Annotated in this window: 15 protein-coding genes and 1 tRNA gene; 6 read left to right on the top strand and 10 right to left on the bottom strand. The window is 63.5% G+C overall.

Annotation, left to right across the window (positions count from 1 at the left end; genetic code table 11):
- Positions 1-220 precede the first annotated feature (220 nt).
- From CFE35_RS15805 to CFE35_RS15795, 3 genes are all read left to right on the top strand, one after another.
- Entirely contained in the window at positions 221-979 is a 759-nt protein-coding gene (locus CFE35_RS15805) for a hypothetical protein (protein WP_292931948.1), read from the top strand.
- Positions 980-2111: 1132 nt separating this feature from the next.
- On the top strand, positions 2112-2708 hold the full coding sequence (locus CFE35_RS15800; protein ID WP_292931946.1) for a hypothetical protein: 597 nt from the start codon (positions 2112-2114) through the stop codon (positions 2706-2708).
- A gap of 40 nt (positions 2709-2748) precedes the next feature.
- Positions 2749-3387, top strand: coding sequence for a DUF4410 domain-containing protein (locus tag CFE35_RS15795; protein ID WP_292931944.1), 639 nt, complete (start codon positions 2749-2751; stop codon positions 3385-3387).
- A gap of 34 nt (positions 3388-3421) precedes the next feature.
- Here CFE35_RS15795 and CFE35_RS15790 read toward each other — a convergent pair whose 3' ends face one another.
- The gene (locus tag CFE35_RS15790; protein ID WP_292931942.1) at positions 3422-3847 is read right to left on the bottom strand and encodes a DUF983 domain-containing protein; all 426 of its coding nucleotides are present in this window, start codon (positions 3845-3847) and stop codon (positions 3422-3424) included.
- 8 nt (positions 3848-3855) lie between these two features.
- On the bottom strand, positions 3856-5253 hold the full coding sequence (gene der, locus CFE35_RS15785; RefSeq protein ID WP_292931940.1) for a ribosome biogenesis GTPase Der: 1398 nt from the start codon (positions 5251-5253) through the stop codon (positions 3856-3858).
- A 238-nt stretch (positions 5254-5491) separates the two neighbouring features.
- On the opposite strand from der, the gene CFE35_RS15780 reads away from it, so the two are divergent.
- Positions 5492-6172, top strand: coding sequence for a CHAP domain-containing protein (locus CFE35_RS15780; RefSeq protein ID WP_292932028.1), 681 nt, complete (start codon positions 5492-5494; stop codon positions 6170-6172).
- A gap of 77 nt (positions 6173-6249) precedes the next feature.
- On the opposite strand, the gene mmsB is transcribed toward CFE35_RS15780, so the two are convergent.
- The 6 genes from mmsB to CFE35_RS15750 form a co-directional block, all read right to left on the bottom strand.
- Positions 6250-7239: a 3-hydroxyisobutyrate dehydrogenase gene (mmsB, locus tag CFE35_RS15775; RefSeq protein ID WP_292932027.1), complete on the bottom strand. Its 990-nt coding sequence runs from the start codon at positions 7237-7239 to the stop codon at positions 6250-6252.
- The gene (locus tag CFE35_RS15770; protein WP_292931938.1) at positions 7124-7906 is read right to left on the bottom strand and encodes an enoyl-CoA hydratase-related protein; all 783 of its coding nucleotides are present in this window, start codon (positions 7904-7906) and stop codon (positions 7124-7126) included. The genes mmsB and CFE35_RS15770 overlap by 116 nt, the downstream gene beginning before the upstream one ends.
- Positions 7903-8949, bottom strand: coding sequence for an enoyl-CoA hydratase/isomerase family protein (locus CFE35_RS15765; protein ID WP_292931936.1), 1047 nt, complete (start codon positions 8947-8949; stop codon positions 7903-7905). Before CFE35_RS15765 ends, CFE35_RS15770 begins: the two co-directional genes overlap by 4 nt.
- Positions 8950-8975: 26 nt before the next feature.
- A complete protein-coding gene (locus CFE35_RS15760) occupies positions 8976-10121 on the bottom strand; it encodes an acyl-CoA dehydrogenase family protein (RefSeq protein WP_292931935.1) in 1146 nt (381 codons plus the stop codon).
- A gap of 151 nt (positions 10122-10272) precedes the next feature.
- Positions 10273-10623, bottom strand: a complete 351-nt coding sequence (locus tag CFE35_RS15755; RefSeq protein ID WP_292931934.1) for a RidA family protein — start codon at positions 10621-10623, stop codon at positions 10273-10275.
- A 37-nt stretch (positions 10624-10660) separates the two neighbouring features.
- A complete protein-coding gene (locus tag CFE35_RS15750) occupies positions 10661-12157 on the bottom strand; it encodes a CoA-acylating methylmalonate-semialdehyde dehydrogenase (RefSeq protein ID WP_292931932.1) in 1497 nt (498 codons plus the stop codon).
- Positions 12158-12251: 94 nt separating this feature from the next.
- Between CFE35_RS15750 and CFE35_RS15745 the strand changes: the two genes are divergently transcribed.
- Entirely contained in the window at positions 12252-13142 is an 891-nt protein-coding gene (locus CFE35_RS15745; RefSeq protein WP_292932026.1) for a LysR family transcriptional regulator, read from the top strand.
- A gap of 68 nt (positions 13143-13210) precedes the next feature.
- Here CFE35_RS15745 and CFE35_RS15740 read toward each other — a convergent pair whose 3' ends face one another.
- Positions 13211-13528, bottom strand: coding sequence for a DUF3297 family protein (locus CFE35_RS15740; protein WP_292931931.1), 318 nt, complete (start codon positions 13526-13528; stop codon positions 13211-13213).
- Between the two features lie 103 nt (positions 13529-13631).
- On the opposite strand from CFE35_RS15740, the gene CFE35_RS15735 reads away from it, so the two are divergent.
- A tRNA-Val gene (locus tag CFE35_RS15735) sits at positions 13632-13706 on the top strand.
- 125 nt (positions 13707-13831) lie between these two features.
- Here CFE35_RS15735 and CFE35_RS15730 read toward each other — a convergent pair.
- Positions 13832-14695 carry a tyrosine-type recombinase/integrase gene (locus tag CFE35_RS15730; protein ID WP_292931929.1) on the bottom strand — a complete coding sequence of 288 codons (864 nt, stop codon included), beginning with the start codon at positions 14693-14695 and terminating at the stop codon, positions 13832-13834.
- Positions 14696-14772: the final 77 nt, after the last annotated feature.

The following is a 14772-nucleotide window of genomic DNA, read 5'->3' as shown; positions in this document are numbered from 1 at the left end:
TCATGGGGCGTACAGCTTGGCGGTGCCCTGCCACTGCAGCTCGGCGCGCCAAGGTCATGAAAACAGGAGGGAATACAGCCGTGCAGCGCCCCGTTGAGGTTGCGCCGATGACACCGGATCGGACTCAATGTGGCATAGTGCTTTGCGGCCCGACCATCCCGATTCGCGCTTGAGCCTGCGCGCCTGCCGCCCTAGCCAAGGGGCCAAGGAGCCTGCCTGCATGACCACTGCCCAAGACGACACGCGCCACCCCGAGGACAGGCCATGGCCGCAGGACGGCCGTGAACGCCTGATCTACCCCTCGCCCGTTGGCTGGAAGGGCACCGATTTCGTCGACAACGAGAGCGAGCTGCTCAAGCGGCTGAACCCCAAGACGGTATTCATGATGGGCGACAACCCCGCCCTGCCCCGGATGCCCGAACGCCCGCGCCTGATGGATTTCTTCCGCTGCCGTTTCGGCGATATTACCGTGCGCCACCTGCTGGTGAGTGCCAAGCGCGCGCTCGACGACGGGCTGCCGGAGAAGGTCGTGATGGCCTGCCTGCTGCACGACATTTCCAACGGCTGCCTGATCCGCTGCGACCACGGCTACTGGAGCGCGCAGCTGGTGGAGCCTTATGTCGATCCAGAAGTGGCCTTCGCGGTGAAGTACCATCAGGCGCTGCGCTATGTGCCCGATGAAAGCGTGGGCTACGCCTACCCCGAAAGCTACCACGCCTTCTTCGGCCCGGACTATCAGGTGCCGGAGTACCTCCTGCGCGACGCCGAGTATGCGAAGAACCACAAGTGGTACATGACCGCGCGGCAGATGACGCTCTACGACACCTACTTCTTCGACGATTTCCCGGTGGTGGTGCCGGAGGAGCTGGAGGACGTGATCGGGCGGAACTTCAGGGAACCGGCAGAAGGGCTGGGGTTTGATGGTTCACCGACGTCGCATATGTGGCGCACGATGATCTGGCCGAACAATTTCCTGTGAGGGGGTGGCCTTGGCTGGGTCGGGACTGAAAGCCGACTTGCGACATACCGCGCCACTGCTATCATCCGGCGATACATTACAAGGCCTTAGATGCGATTTTCTGTACTCTGCATTGTTTTATCATTCGTCCTCGGAGGGTGTGGCAGCAATCCCGTCGAAGTAAGTCATCCTTTCTTCGTATGGTATATTGAAGACCCGTCCAAAACTTACATTTTTCGTTGCCCTGAAGGTCCAGAGGCAGGGTGCAGCCATGAAGGACTACCGGGACCGGGGATTATCGCCGTTGGCTCGGATAGGACCCACATCGTGGTCCATTCTGCGGAAGGCTTCTATTTTTTCACGCGAGTACCCTATGAAAAGAATGGTTGGGGAAACTATTCCGAGACCATCATTGGCCCAATCACAAAAGATCAATTTGATTTGGAGTCCCGAAGGCAGAACCTTCCGACGTTCTCTGCTTATTTTTGAGGGTCCAATCTACACCCAACTCCAGCCATGGCTGCTGGCAGATCTGATCCTCAAACCCCGCCGTTGCCCCGTGCTTGACACGGGGCTTGGCTACCTTTCGGTATCTCCCTCGACGCGGTAGCGGTTCGCCATGACGTAGATCCAGCCGCCCTTCTTCAGCGGGCTTTCATGCCTAACGCGAGGGCGCAAGGGAAGCCAGGCCCCGTGTCAAGCACGGGGCGACGAGGGTGGTGGTTGAGAGCAAACCGTCCGATGCTCGGTCCTCCCTGTTTTTCCGAAGGACAAACGGGGAGGGGGACTGCCCGCGTAGCGGGTGGTGGAGGGGGCATTACCCCTCCGTCAGCCCTTCGGGCTGCAACCTCCCCATTTGTGCGATCGCAAAAATGGGGAGGACTACGCCACCCCACCTCAACCTTCCCCGCATGCCCGGCAAAGCCCTGCATCCCCAGCCCTCACTGCGGCGCGATCACTCCACTTGGACAAATGCAGCCACATCTTCGCAAATAACTATACGCTAATTACTTAGCTATTTTTTGCTATTTCGCAATATTGTATAATTATTTTGGCAAACTCTTGGAATATATTAATAAAAAAATTCCCTCAAACCAGTATTGCGCTCCTCAAATTTCGTCATCATCAAAAGCGCATTGGGAGGATTTTTCACATGCGCATGATTTGCATTCCGGTCGCGTTGCTTGCCACCTGTTCTGCCGTGCTCGCTCAGCCGGTTGCAGCGCCCGCACCGGTCGCCGCTCAGGCCACCAGCGAGACCGCACCCGTCGCCGCTCTTGCGCCGACTCCGCAGAAGATCACGCTCCCGGCGGAATCGCCGATCAAGCTCACTATCGTCGATAGCCTCTCATCGAAGAAGGCCAAGCTGGGCGACAAGTTTGCGATCGTGACGCTGGATGACGTTGCGCAGGATGGCGTGGTGATCATTCCCAAGGGCACCAAGGGCGAGGGCAGCGTTTCGTTCCGTGGCGGCAGCGGCTCGTTCGGCAAGTCTGGCCGGCTGGAGATCGCGTTCGAAACGCTGATGCTCAACGGTCAGAAGATCACGATCACGGGCAAATATCGCGATGAAGGCAAGGGCAATGGCGGCGCCGCAACGGGCGCGGTGCTGGCGGTTGGTCTCGTCGGCGGTCTGTTTGTGCACGGCCATGCCGCAAAGATCGAAAAGGGTGAGGTTATGGCGGCGCAGACGGTTGACCCGATAACCGTCGATGCCCCGGCTTCTGCACCTGCACCTGCAAGCAATTGATCTGCCCACTGCGCACGTCCGTCTCGTGCTGGAGAATGCGATGAAACGCATGGATCTGGTCGTGCCAGCGCTGCTCCTCACGCTGGGCACACCGATGCCGGTCATGGCCAAGGAAGCCAAGGCGGCAAAGGTGGAGGGCCCGACCTCGCTGGGCAACACTGCTCCGGTGAAAATCACCAGGGTCATGCTCGACTCCGCCCCCGGCGTGTTCGTCGGCGATGACGACCGCCTGCTAATCCTGAGCAAGATCCAGTCGCGTCTCAACACACTTAGCCCGAGCCCTGCGGCCGATGCTCCGGCCTACCGCATGTCGGTCATCCTGACCCGGTTCTCGCACGGTGAGGCAGCCGCTCGCATGGCGTTGATCGGGCTGGGCAGCATCCATGTCGAAGGCAAGGTCCAGCTGATCGGCACCGACGGCAAGCAGGTTGCGGAGTTCGTCATCACGAAGGGACTGGTGCTGGGCGGCCTCGCCGGCGGGTTCGCAACCGCGAGCAGCGTGGAAGACCGCTTTGCCAATGCGGTCGTGGCGACCATCATTCCACAACCATCCACCGCTGCCAGCAGCCCGGAGGTCAAGCCGGGCGATACGCCAGCGGCCTCGACTTCCGTGTCAGGCGCAACGCCCCTTGCAGGTACTGCGCAGGCTCCGAATCAAACGAAGCCGACGGCCCCTTGACGTTATCTTTCCTTAGCGGTGCTCGCAGCGCAGCTCAGGCCACCCCCGCCTCGACATTACCCGCGTGCCCGGCGAAGCCCTGCATCCCCAGCCACCATTGCAGCGCGATCACGCCGCCCTTGGCGGGGCGCAGGATCGCGGCGATCAGTGATGCGGCGAGGACCAGCGCGATCAGCATCATCGCCCATTGCGGCAGGCTTTCCATCTGGCCCAGCGTGATGATCACTGGCGCCATCAGGTGCCCGGTCAGCAGGATCGCGATATAGGGCGGGAAATCGTCCGCCGCGTGCAGCGTCCAGTTCTGGCCGCACATGCGGCAGCGCTCGACCGGCCTCAGCCCGCCTGCGAACAGATGCGTGCCCCCGCAGCGCGGGCACTTGCCCGCAGCGCCGCGCAGGATCGCGCTGCTCGCACTATGCGGCAGGATCGCGGGATCGAGCGGCAGGGCAACATTGGGCATGACGCGTCCTACTTCTTGGCGAAGGGGTTGGCCGGGCTGCGCAAGGTCAGCCGGATCGGCACCGCTTCGAAGCCCAGTTCGCGGCGGATGCTGTTCACCAGATAGCGGCGATAGCTTTCGGGAAGCTGATCGAGCCGGGTTCCGAACATCACGAAGCTGGGCGGGCGGGTGCGCGCCTGCGTGATATAGCGCAGCTTGATGCGGCGGCCGCCGGGCGCGGGCGGCGGATTGGCGGCGAGGGCATCATCGAACCAACGGTTCAGCGCCGAAGTCGCCACGCGCTTCGACCATGCGGCGCGGATATCGAAGGCGGCGGTCAGCAGCTGATCCAGCCCCTTGCCCGTGCGCGCCGAGACCGCGAACATCGGCACGCCGCGCACTTGCGCGAGGCCTTCATCCAGCGCGGCGCGAATGCCGTTGAACAGGGCGGAGGGATCTTCGGCCACGTCCCACTTGTTGATCGCGATCATCAGCGCGCGGCCTTCCTCGAGCACCAGCGAGGCGATCTTGAGGTCCTGATGCTCCAGCCCGCGCGTCGCATCGAGCAGCAGCACGACGACTTCGGCAAAGTCGATGGCCCGGCGCGCATCGGCGACGGACATCTTCTCCAGCTTCTCGACGACTTGCGCCTTCTTGCGCATCCCCGCCGTGTCGATCAGCCGCACGGGGCGGTAGTCATCGCGCGCGGGATCGAACCACTGCCAGTCAATCGCGATGGAATCGCGCGTGATCCCGGCTTCTGGCCCAGTCAGCAGCCGGTTTTCGCCGAGCAGCTTGTTGATGAGCGTGGACTTGCCCGCATTCGGCCGCCCGACGATGGCGAGCTTGAGGACCGATTCGGGATCGAACTCCTCTTCCTCCTCCTCGCCTTCCGGCGGGGGCGCGTCAGCATCATCGTCGTCCTTGACCGTGCCTTCGATGTGCGGGCGCAGCGCTTCGAACAGATCGGCGAGGCCCTGCCCATGCTCGGCGGAAAACGCCACCGGCTCACCAAAGCCAAGCGCGAAGGCATCATAGAGCCCCGGATCGCCCGCGCGGCCCTCCGCCTTGTTGGCCATGAGCACGATCGGAATGCGGCTTGAGCGCAAATACCGTGCGATTTCCTCGTCCAGCGGGGTAATCCCGGCGCGCGCGTCGATCACGAACAGCGCGACATCCGCGCCGATCAGCGAGGCTTCGGTCTGCTGGCGCATGCGGCCCGGCAGCGTCTCGGGATCGAGGTCTTCCCAGCCTGCCGTGTCGACGATGGTGAACGGCATCCCGAGCAGATCCGCATCGCCAAAGCGGCGGTCGCGCGTCACGCCTGGCTGATCATCGACCAGCGCAAGCTTCTTGCCGACCAGCCGGTTGAACAGCGTCGATTTGCCGACATTGGGCCGGCCGATGATGATAACCTGGGGAAGCATGGGCATCCCGTGGCCCTAACGCGCCCGGAACGCAAGGGTTGCGTGGGAACCGAGTGGCCAGAACCGGCCCACGCGCCAAACGCAAATGCCTTGTTAACCAGCTTCGCAAGAGCAGCTTTAACCACATCGGACCCAAATGGGACGCATGAGGCTAGCTCCCCTGCGAATCGCATTCCTGACCCTGCTCACCGCCTGTCCGGCTCTGGTGGCCGCGCGTCCGGTCGCGCCCGATCCGGCCATGCTGACCGGCGATGATGCCGCGGAAGAGCGCGGCCTACCCTATATTCAGTGCGTGCCTTATGCCCGCAAGGTCTCGGGCATTCAGCTCTATGGCGATGCCCATACGTGGTGGAAGCAGGCGGCAGGCCACTATGCCCGCGGCACCCGCCCCAAAGTCGGCGCGGTTATGGCGTTTCGCCCGTATGGTCCGATGCAATTGGGCCATGTCGCGGCGGTGAGCCGCGTGGTCGATTCGCGCACGGTGCTGCTGCGCCATGCCAACTGGTCCCCCATCGAAGGGCGGCGCGGGCAGCTCGAAGACAATGTGCGCGCGGTGGATGTCTCCCGTGCGAACGACTGGAGCGAAGTGCGCGTGTGGTATGCGCCGCTCGGAGGCCTCGGCACGACGCACTGGCCGGTCGAGGGCTTCATCTACAACCAGAAGGCGCTTCAGAACGAACGGCTGACGGTGCTGGCCTCGGCGGAACCGCCCAAGGCCAAGGCGGCCTACACTTCGCGCATCGGGGCGGACTTCCTGAAGGGCATCGTGCCGGAAACCAGCCGGACGGCCGCGCGCCGCCCGCTGGCCAATCGCGAAGTGCCGAAGGTTCAGGTCGCCAAGGAAGACCGCACCATCGCGGTCTCCACCAACCTCGCCCGCGATCCCATCGGCCGGATCATCGCCAGCCGGGTGCGTTAAGGAAAACGCTCCTCCCCATTTTCACGAAGTGCAAATGGGGAGGTGGCAGCCCGCAGGGCTGACGGAGGGGTGATCCCTCAAAGCGTCTTGATGATTGCCGAGAAATCGAGCCCACCGTTGCCGGCATCGGCAAACGCCGCGTAAAGCTCTTCAGCCCGTGCGCCCATCGGCACATTGGCACCCGCCGTCTTCGCCGCTTCCATCGCCAGCTTCAGATCCTTCAGCATCAGCGCGGTGGCAAAGCCGCCCTGATAGCCGTTGTCTGCCGGGGTCGTCGGACCGACGCCGGGCACCGGGCAATAGCTCGTCATCGACCAGCACTGGCCCGAGGCCTTGGACGAAATGTCGAAGAAGGTTTGCAGATCGAGGCCCAGCTTCTCGGCCATGGCGAAGGTTTCGCAGGTTGCGACCATCGAGGCACCGAGCAGCATGTTGTTGCAGATCTTGGCCGCCTGCCCCGCGCCGCTGTCTCCGGCATGGATAACCGCCTTGCCCATAGCGGCAAGGATCGGCTCGCCGCGCGCGAAAGCATCGGTGCTGCCACCGACCATGAAGGTGAGCGTGCCGCCATTGGCCGCCGCGATCCCGCCCGAAACCGGCGCATCGACCATGGCATAGCCCGCGCCTGCCGCTTGGCCGGCGACTTCGCGCGCGGTGGCAACGTCGATGGTCGAGCAATCGAGCAGCAGCGCCGAAGTGGGCGCATGGCCGATCACGTCCGCCGAGTAGACCGCCTTCACGATGGCGCCGTTGGGCAGCATCGAGACGACCACATCCGCGCCCTGCACGGCTTCCTTCACAGAAGTGTAGGTGGTGCAGCCGTTTTCCTTCGCGCGGGCCAGCGCCGCTTCGGCAAGATCGAACGCGTGGACGTCATGCCCTGCCTTGACCAGATTTGCGGCCATGCCGCCGCCCATGTTGCCAAGGCCGATAAATGCGATTTTCATGGTCTTACTTCCCCTTCCACACGCCGGGGCGCTTTTCGATGAAGGCGGCCATGCCTTCGGCCTTGTCTTCGGTCGCCGTGAGAATCTGGAACACGCGGCGTTCGAACAGGATGCCCTGATCGAGCGTCATCTCGAAAGCGGCATTGACCATTTCCTTGTTGGCGATGGCGGCAACCGGCGGCATCCCGGCGATCACGTCCGCCGTCTTGAGCGCTTCGTCAAGCAGATCGGCGAGCGGCACGACGCGCGTGACGAGGCCCGAACGCTCGGCTTCCACCGCGTCCATCATGCGGCTGGTAAGGCACATGTCCATCGCCTTGGCCTTGCCCACTGCGCGGGTCAGGCGCTGCGAACCGCCCATGCCAGGCGCAACGCCGAGCTTGATTTCGGGCTGGCCGAACTTGGCGTTTTCCGAAGCGATGATGAAGTCCGCCATCATGGCCAGCTCGCACCCGCCGCCGAGCGCGAAGCCGTTCACTGCCGCGATCCACGGCTTGCGCGTGGTCTTCACGAGGTGGCTGGTCCAGCGCGAGAAGAAGTCGCCGGTGTAGAACTCGGTCGCGGCCTTGTCGGCCATTTCCTTGATGTCCGCGCCTGCGGCAAAGGCCTTCTCGCCCGAGCCGGTCAGCACCGCGCAGCGCTGCGAGGGATCGGCTTCATAGGCCGCGAAGGCCGTGATCAGCTCTTCGAGCACCTGCGAATTGAGGGCATTCAAGGACTTGGGACGGTTAAGCGTGATCAGCGTGACGGCGCCGCGCTGTTCAACCAGGATCGTTTCATAGGTCATAGGGGGCTCCATTCCTCGCTATCGGTGAGGGGCGCGAAGATCGCGTCCAGCATGTCGTCGGTCACGCCTTCGGGCGTGGCCGGGTTCCACTTGGGGGCATTGTCCTTGTCCACGATCACCGCGCGCACGCCTTCGGCAAAGTCCGGGCGGAGCAGCACGCGGCTGCAGATGCGGTATTCCATCACCATGTTCGCCGCGAAATCAGGCAGGGTCAGGCTGGTGGCCAGCTGGCGCAGCGCGACCTTGCAGGTCTGCGGGCTCTTGGTGTGGAGGCTCGCCGACGTGGCGGCGGCAAACTCGCTGCCATCGGCGGCCAGCGCGGCGAGGATGTCCTCGTAGCGATCCGAAGCGAACAGCCGCGCAATTGCCTCGGCCTGCGCCGCAATCTTCGGTTCGGGCGGCACGGCGGCTGCCGCATGCAGGATGGCCGGGATATCGCCGGGATTGGCCGCAATCTTCGCCTTCACTTCGGCCAGCGCGGCGGAAGGCAGATAGTGCGTTGCAGAGCCTGCCCAAAGGCATTCGGCCCCGTCCATCCGCGCACCGGTGAGCGCGAGATACTGGCCCAGCCGCCCCTTCATGCGCGAAAGGAACCAGCCGCCGCCGACATCCGGGAACAGGCCGATTCCGGTTTCGGGCATGGCAAGCCGGGTGTTCTCGGTCGCGACACGGTAGCGCGCAGGGTCCGCGATGCCGACGCCGCCGCCCATCGTGATCCCGTCCATGAACGCCACGATGGGCTTTTCATACGTCATGATCAGGTGGTTGAGGCGGTATTCGTCGAAGAAGAACTTGCGGCCCGAAACGCCCTCGTCATTCAGCGCCGAATTGCGCAGGAAGGCAATGTCGCCGCCCGCGCAGAAGCCGCGCCCTTCGGAATGGTCGATGATCACCGCACCGATGGCGGGGTCATCGCGCCACTTCAGCAGCGCCTCGGTCATCCCGTCGACCATCGCGCGGTTGAGCGCGTGGATCGCCTTGGGCCGGTTGAGCGAGAGCACGCCCATCCCGCCTTCAACGCGTACCAGAATGTCTTCGCTCATTGCCTCGTTCTCTCCCGAATTCGTGATTACTGCCGAAGCAGATCGCGCCCGACGATCAGCTTCATCACCTCGTTGGTGCCTTCGAGGATGCGGTGGACGCGCAGGTCGCGCCAGAAGCGCTCGATCGGATAGTCCTTGAGGTAGCCATAGCCGCCGAAGATCTGCAGCGCGCGGTCGACAACGCTCGAACCGGTGTCGGTCGCCAGCTTCTTGGCCATCGCCGAAAAGCGCGTCTTGTCCGGCGCGTTCTGCGTCACCTTGGCTGCCGCGAGATAGAGCAGCGCGCGCGCCGCTTCGAGGTCGGTCGCCATGTCCGCCAGCGCAAACTGGGTGTTCTGGAACTCGGCAATCGGCTGGCCGAACTGGCTACGGTCCTTGGCATACTTGATCGCTTCATCGAGGCACCGCTGCGCCCCGCCGAGCGAGCAGGCGCCGATATTGAGCCGCCCGCCATCGAGCCCGGCCATGGCAAAGCGGAAGCCATCGCCTTCCGCGCCGACGCGGTTCGCCACTGGCACCTTCACGTTTTCAAGGATCACTTGCGCGGTGGGCGAGGCGTTCCAGCCCAGCTTGCGTTCCGGCGCGCCGAAGCTGACGCCGGGCATGTCCTTCTCGATCACGAGGCACGAGATGCCCTTCGGCCCCGCCTCGCCCGTGCGCACCATCGTCACGTAGATGTCGCTCACGCCGCCGCCCGAAATGAACTGCTTGGTGCCGTTCACCACATAGTGATCGCCTTCAAGCTTCGCCGAAGTGCGGAGCGCCGCAGCATCCGAGCCCGAACCCGGCTCGGTCAGGCAATAGCTGGCAATCTTGTCCATCGTGATGAGCTGCGGGAGATAGCGCGCTTTGATCTCCGCACCGCCGAACCGGTCGATCATCCACGAAGCCATGTTGTGGATCGAAATGAACGCGCTCGTGGCGGGGCAGCCATAGGCCATGGCTTCCATGATCAGCGCCGAATCGAGCCGTCCCAGCCCGATGCCGCCGCTTTCCTCGCTCACGTAGATCGAGGCGAAGCCCAGTTCGGCGGCAGACTTGATCGTCTCACGCGGGAAGGTGTGCTCCTCGTCCCACTGCGCCGCAAACGGCGTGATCGCATCGGCGGTGAAGCGCCGGGCCATTTCCTGAATGGCGATCTGGTCATCGGTAAGGGCGAACTGGTCGGTCATGCTCTGGCCTTGCGTTCTAGGGATGGGCGTTCTGGGGATGGTGAAAAGGGAAAAGCTGCTGCGCGTCCTAGCCGAAGCGAGGCAAAGGGCAAGCGATGGCCCGTGGGGGCGAGACCACCTCGCGGCCGCGCATCATGGCAGCACCGCGCCGTCATTCTTCCATCACTTCCGCTTCGATCTCGACCTTCCATTCGGGCCGGATGAAGCCGGAAACCACCAAGGTGGTGGTCGCCGGGCGAGCAGTGCCGAACCACTTGCCGTGGACGCGCGCGACCGCTTCGAAATCGGCCCGGTCGGTCAGGTAGATGCACGTGCGGACGGTATCGTCGATCGAGCCATCCAGATCGGCAATCGCCTTGGCGACGATGGCGCAGCAGCGCTCCATTTGCGCTGCTGCATCACCGGGCGTGCTCGATCCATCGGGTTCGATGGGCGCCGTCCCGGCAACCATGATCTGGTTGCCGGTGCGCACTGCCCTTGCGAAGCCAAGGATCGGTTCCATCGGCGAACCACTCGAAACCCGCAGCTTCGCCATCAAATTACCCCATCGTCGGGATGACGAAGGCGTTGCCGCCCGAAGGCAGGCCTTCCGGCCAGCGCTGGGTGACGGTCTTGACCTTGGTCCAGAACTTCACGCCTTCCACGCCGTGCTGGTTGGTATCGCCAAAGGCAGACCGCTTCCAGCCGCCGAAGGTGTGATAGGCCACCGGCACCGGGATCGGCACGTTGATGCCGACCATGCCGACATTGACCCGCGCCGCGAATTCACGCGCCGCATTGCCGCTGCGCGTGAACAGCGCCACGCCGTTGCCGTACTGGTGCTTCGAAGGCAGCGCGAGCGCTTCCTCGAAGTCCTTGGCACGCACGATCTGCAGCACGGGACCGAAGATCTCGTTCTTGTAGCTCTCCATATCCGCCGTCACGTGGTCGATCAGCGTGGGGCCGACGAAGAAGCCGTTCTCGTGGCCCTGCAGCGTAAAGCCGCGGCCATCGATCACGATCTCGCCGCCTTCAGCCTCGCACGTTGTGATCCAGCGCTCGATGTTCGCCTTGTGCGCAGCAGAAACCACCGGGCCGTAATGGCAATCATTGTCGGTCGAGATGCCGACGCGCAGCTTCTCGATCGCCGGGATCAGCTTGGCCTTGAGGCGTTCCGCCGTCTCGTCACCCACCGGCACGACCACCGGCAGCGCCATGCAGCGCTCGCCCGCCGAACCGAAGGCCGCGCCCGCGAGATCGTTGACGACCTGATCGAGATCGGCGTCGGGCATCACGATGCCGTGGTTCTTGGCACCGCCCATGGCCTGCACGCGCTTGCCCGCAGCAACGCCGCGGTTGTAGACATAGTGCGCAATATCGGACGAGCCTACGAAGCTCACCGCGCCGATGGCCGGGTGATCGAGGATCGCGTCGACCATTTCCTTGTCGCCATGCACGACCTGGCAGATGCCCTCGGGCAGACCGGCTTCAAGGAACAGCTCGGCAAAGCGCACCGGCACCGAAGGATCGCGTTCCGAAGGCTTGATGATGAACGCGTTGCCAGTGGCGATGGCCACACCGGCCATCCATAGCGGGATCATGCCGGGGAAGTTGAACGGGGTGATGCCCGCGCCGATGCCGATGGGCTGGCGCATCGAATAGATGTCGATGCCCGGGCCAGCGCCCTGCGTGTATTCGCCCTTGAGCACATGCGGGATGCCGCAGCAGAACTCGATCACTTCCAGGCCGCGCTGAATGTCACCCTTCGAGTCGGCAATGACCTTGCCGTGCTCGGAGGAAAGGAGGTGCGCCAGCTCGTCGATGTTCGCTTCGACCAGCCGCTTGAATTCGAACATCACGCGGGCGCGGCGCTGCGGGTTGACTGCGGCCCATGCGGGCTGCGCGGCAAGCGCAGCCTGCACGGCGCGTTCCAGCGTGGCGGCATCGCCCAGCGCCACTTCGGCCTGCACGGCGCCAGTGTTGGGATCGAACACCTGGCCCTTGCGCGCCGGCGCTCCGCCGGAGCCGCCAACAATGAAATGATCGATCTGGCGCATATTCCGCATCCTCTCTGGTGAACTGAATTGGCAGCTCCCTGCACCCCGGATGATTTGCAAGCAAGGCGAGAAAATGCGAGGAACACCTGCAATGATGCAGGTACCTGACTGGAGCGATTTCCAGACCTTTCTCGCCATCGCACGCGCCGGGCAGCTATCCCGCGCGGCGCAGGCCATGGGCGTGGATGCCACGACCATGGGCCGCCGCCTGCGCCGCCTCGAAACGCGCATCGGTGCCACCTTGTTCGAACAAACGCGCGAGGGGCAGGTGCTCACCGAAGCGGGCGAGGCGATGCTCGTCGAAGTCGAGGCGATGGAGCGCGCCGCCAGCCGCATTGCCGAGCACAGCGGCGGCGGCCCGGCAGGCCTGCTGCGCGTCAGCCTTTCCGAAGGTTTCGCCAGCTGGATCGTCGCCCCTGCGCTCGGCAGCTTTACTGCGGCACATCCAAGGCTGGTGATCGACCTCGTGGCGAACTCCGGCTTCCTCAGCCCTTCGAAGCGCGAGGCGGACCTTGCTGTCACCCTTTCGCGCCCGCGTGCGGGGCCGGTCATCGCGGGCAAGCTTTCAGACTATCACCTGCGGCTTTACGCCTGCCCGGACTACCTTTCCGGCCACGCCCCGCTGCGCCGCCCGTCAGACCTCGCCAAGGGCCACGCCCTCGTCGGCTATGTCCCGGATCTGCTCTATGCGCCCGAACTGCGCTATCTCGCCGAAATCGAACCCGGCCTCGCCGCCACGGTGCGCTCGTCCTCGATCAACGCGCAGCACCGCCTGATCGCCGCAGGTGCGGGCATCGGGGTGCTGCCCTGTTTCATCGGCGATGCGGACCCCAGCCTCGTGCCCGTGCTGCCGGAGCGGCGCATCACCAGATCGTTCTGGCTCGTCATGCACAAAGACACGCACGCGCTCGCACGCGTTCAGGCGTTCAAGATGTGGCTGACAGGACTTGTAGAGCGCGAAAGGAGCAGGCTGCTGCCCCATTAGGTCCTCCCCATTTTTGCGATGCACAAATGGGGAGGTGGCCTGCTGCAGGTAGGTCGGAGGGGTTTTCTCTACAGCTTCGCCACCGGCGCGTCGTCGCCAAGGTCCTCGTACCATGCCTCGACCGCCCCTGAGAGCTTGAGCGTCAGCGGATTACCCTTGCGGTCCATGGTCTTGCCCGCCTGCACGCGCACCCAGCCTTCGGAGATGCAATACTCCTCGACATTGCGGCGCACCGTGCCCTTGAAGCGGATGCCAATGCCCCGACGCAGCTTCTCCGCGTCAAAAAACGGGCTGCGCGGATTGATCGCGAGGTGATCGGGGGGCACGTCCGGTCCGGCAGTCGTGGCGGGAGCGGTGGATTCGAGCGCTGAAGCATCTTCGGTCATGGGGCCGCAAATATCTTGATCCCCCCACTTGTCAATCAAGCGCCGTCATGGCAGAGGCCCGCGCCTGTCCGGTCGCCACGCCAATCGCATGGCTTCACCGCACGGGCGCGTAGCTCAGTGGTAGAGCACACCCTTCACACGGGTGGGGTCGCAGGTTCAATCCCTGCCGCGCCCACCATAAAACCCTCTGAAATAAGGGGATTTTATGGGGCCACTTCCGGGACCGAAAATCTTCGATGCGGAAAATAACGGGAACAAACACCCCATTTCGCGTCCCGCTCGTACAAAACCCGTACACGGACATCATGACTTCCCCTTCCTTTTGCCGTCAGGCGAGCTGAACAGGGTCAGCTTGGTTGCCTGCTCGGCTGCTCGAAGACCCCGCATTTGGGCCTCGTGAATTTTCTCAGCCGTCTGCTCGGCGTGGGTATAAGTTCTGCGCATCAGGCTCGTATCGGACCAACCGCCGAATTCACCGGCAGCCTTCTCGTCAATGCCCTGCCGCACATTCATTTCCTGGCCAAAGCCATGGCGGCCGGCGGCATGAAACGGCAACAGGTCGATCCCGGCCAGTTTGCACGCACGTGCCCAGCCTTTCCTTGGACTTGAACGATCCGCAAAGCCGAAGACGCGCATATTTTCCACCGTCCGGTCAAACCCGCGCGGATATATCCGCGGAAGAGACGCGAGTTCCGTGGCAAGTTCCTGCGGGACCGAGATCCAGCGATCGTCGTGACCCTTCGCCGCGGGAATGCAGACCAGCATATCATCAAGCTTGAGATGTCGATCGGGATGCATTGACACCGCCTGGCTGATCCTTGCGCCGGTCATAAACATGAACATCGCCAAGGCGGCATGACGCTTGGGCGCATGTTGGCGAAATTTTAGGAGCCATTCCCAGCTTCCGGGGGTCTTCTTGACTCGACTTTTTCGCCCGCGCTTGATATCCTGCGCGACGCGTTCTTCCTTGGAATAGCCCTTGATGCGGATTGGCGCGCAGTGGCCGAGATCGTGGGCGTTATTAATTACCGATCGCACAGGCGTGACGACATGGCGGACCCAGGTATCTGTGGAGGCATCAGGGTAAAGCTCTTGGCCAAGGTCGCGTACCTGTTTCGGCGTGATAGCGGCGACCGGCAACGATCCGAGCTTTTTAAGGATCGGCACGAGATACCCAGCGTCGGCCGCGCTTGGTTTGTAAATGAGGACGGCGTCGGCGAAAGTGAATATCGCACCCGGCTGCG

The organism is Novosphingobium sp. PASSN1, assembly GCF_002278815.1.
Note: the sequence above shows the minus strand (reverse complement) of the source record. Positions and strands in the feature narration are given on the sequence as shown.

Excerpts from the sequence above, each read along its gene's own strand:
- CFE35_RS15780 (WP_292932028.1), top strand. The coding sequence starts at position 5,492 with ATGCTGACCGGCGATGATGCCGCGGAAGAGCGCGGCCTACCCTATATT.
- CFE35_RS15805 (WP_292931948.1), top strand. The coding sequence starts at position 221 with ATGACCACTGCCCAAGACGACACGCGCCACCCCGAGGACAGGCCATGG.
- CFE35_RS15765 (WP_292931936.1), bottom strand. The coding sequence starts at position 8,949 with ATGAGCGAAGACATTCTGGTACGCGTTGAAGGCGGGATGGGCGTGCTC.
- CFE35_RS15755 (WP_292931934.1), bottom strand. The coding sequence starts at position 10,623 with ATGGAACCGATCCTTGGCTTCGCAAGGGCAGTGCGCACCGGCAACCAG.
- CFE35_RS15760 (WP_292931935.1), bottom strand. The coding sequence starts at position 10,121 with ATGACCGACCAGTTCGCCCTTACCGATGACCAGATCGCCATTCAGGAA.
- CFE35_RS15770 (WP_292931938.1), bottom strand. The coding sequence starts at position 7,906 with ATGACCTATGAAACGATCCTGGTTGAACAGCGCGGCGCCGTCACGCTG.
- CFE35_RS15750 (WP_292931932.1), bottom strand. The coding sequence starts at position 12,157 with ATGCGCCAGATCGATCATTTCATTGTTGGCGGCTCCGGCGGAGCGCCG.
- CFE35_RS15790 (WP_292931942.1), bottom strand. The coding sequence starts at position 3,847 with ATGCCCAATGTTGCCCTGCCGCTCGATCCCGCGATCCTGCCGCATAGT.
- CFE35_RS15740 (WP_292931931.1), bottom strand. The coding sequence starts at position 13,528 with ATGACCGAAGATGCTTCAGCGCTCGAATCCACCGCTCCCGCCACGACT.
- CFE35_RS15800 (WP_292931946.1), top strand. The coding sequence starts at position 2,112 with ATGCGCATGATTTGCATTCCGGTCGCGTTGCTTGCCACCTGTTCTGCC.
- CFE35_RS15795 (WP_292931944.1), top strand. The coding sequence starts at position 2,749 with ATGAAACGCATGGATCTGGTCGTGCCAGCGCTGCTCCTCACGCTGGGC.
- CFE35_RS15745 (WP_292932026.1), top strand. The coding sequence starts at position 12,252 with ATGCAGGTACCTGACTGGAGCGATTTCCAGACCTTTCTCGCCATCGCA.
- der (WP_292931940.1), bottom strand. The coding sequence starts at position 5,253 with ATGCTTCCCCAGGTTATCATCATCGGCCGGCCCAATGTCGGCAAATCG.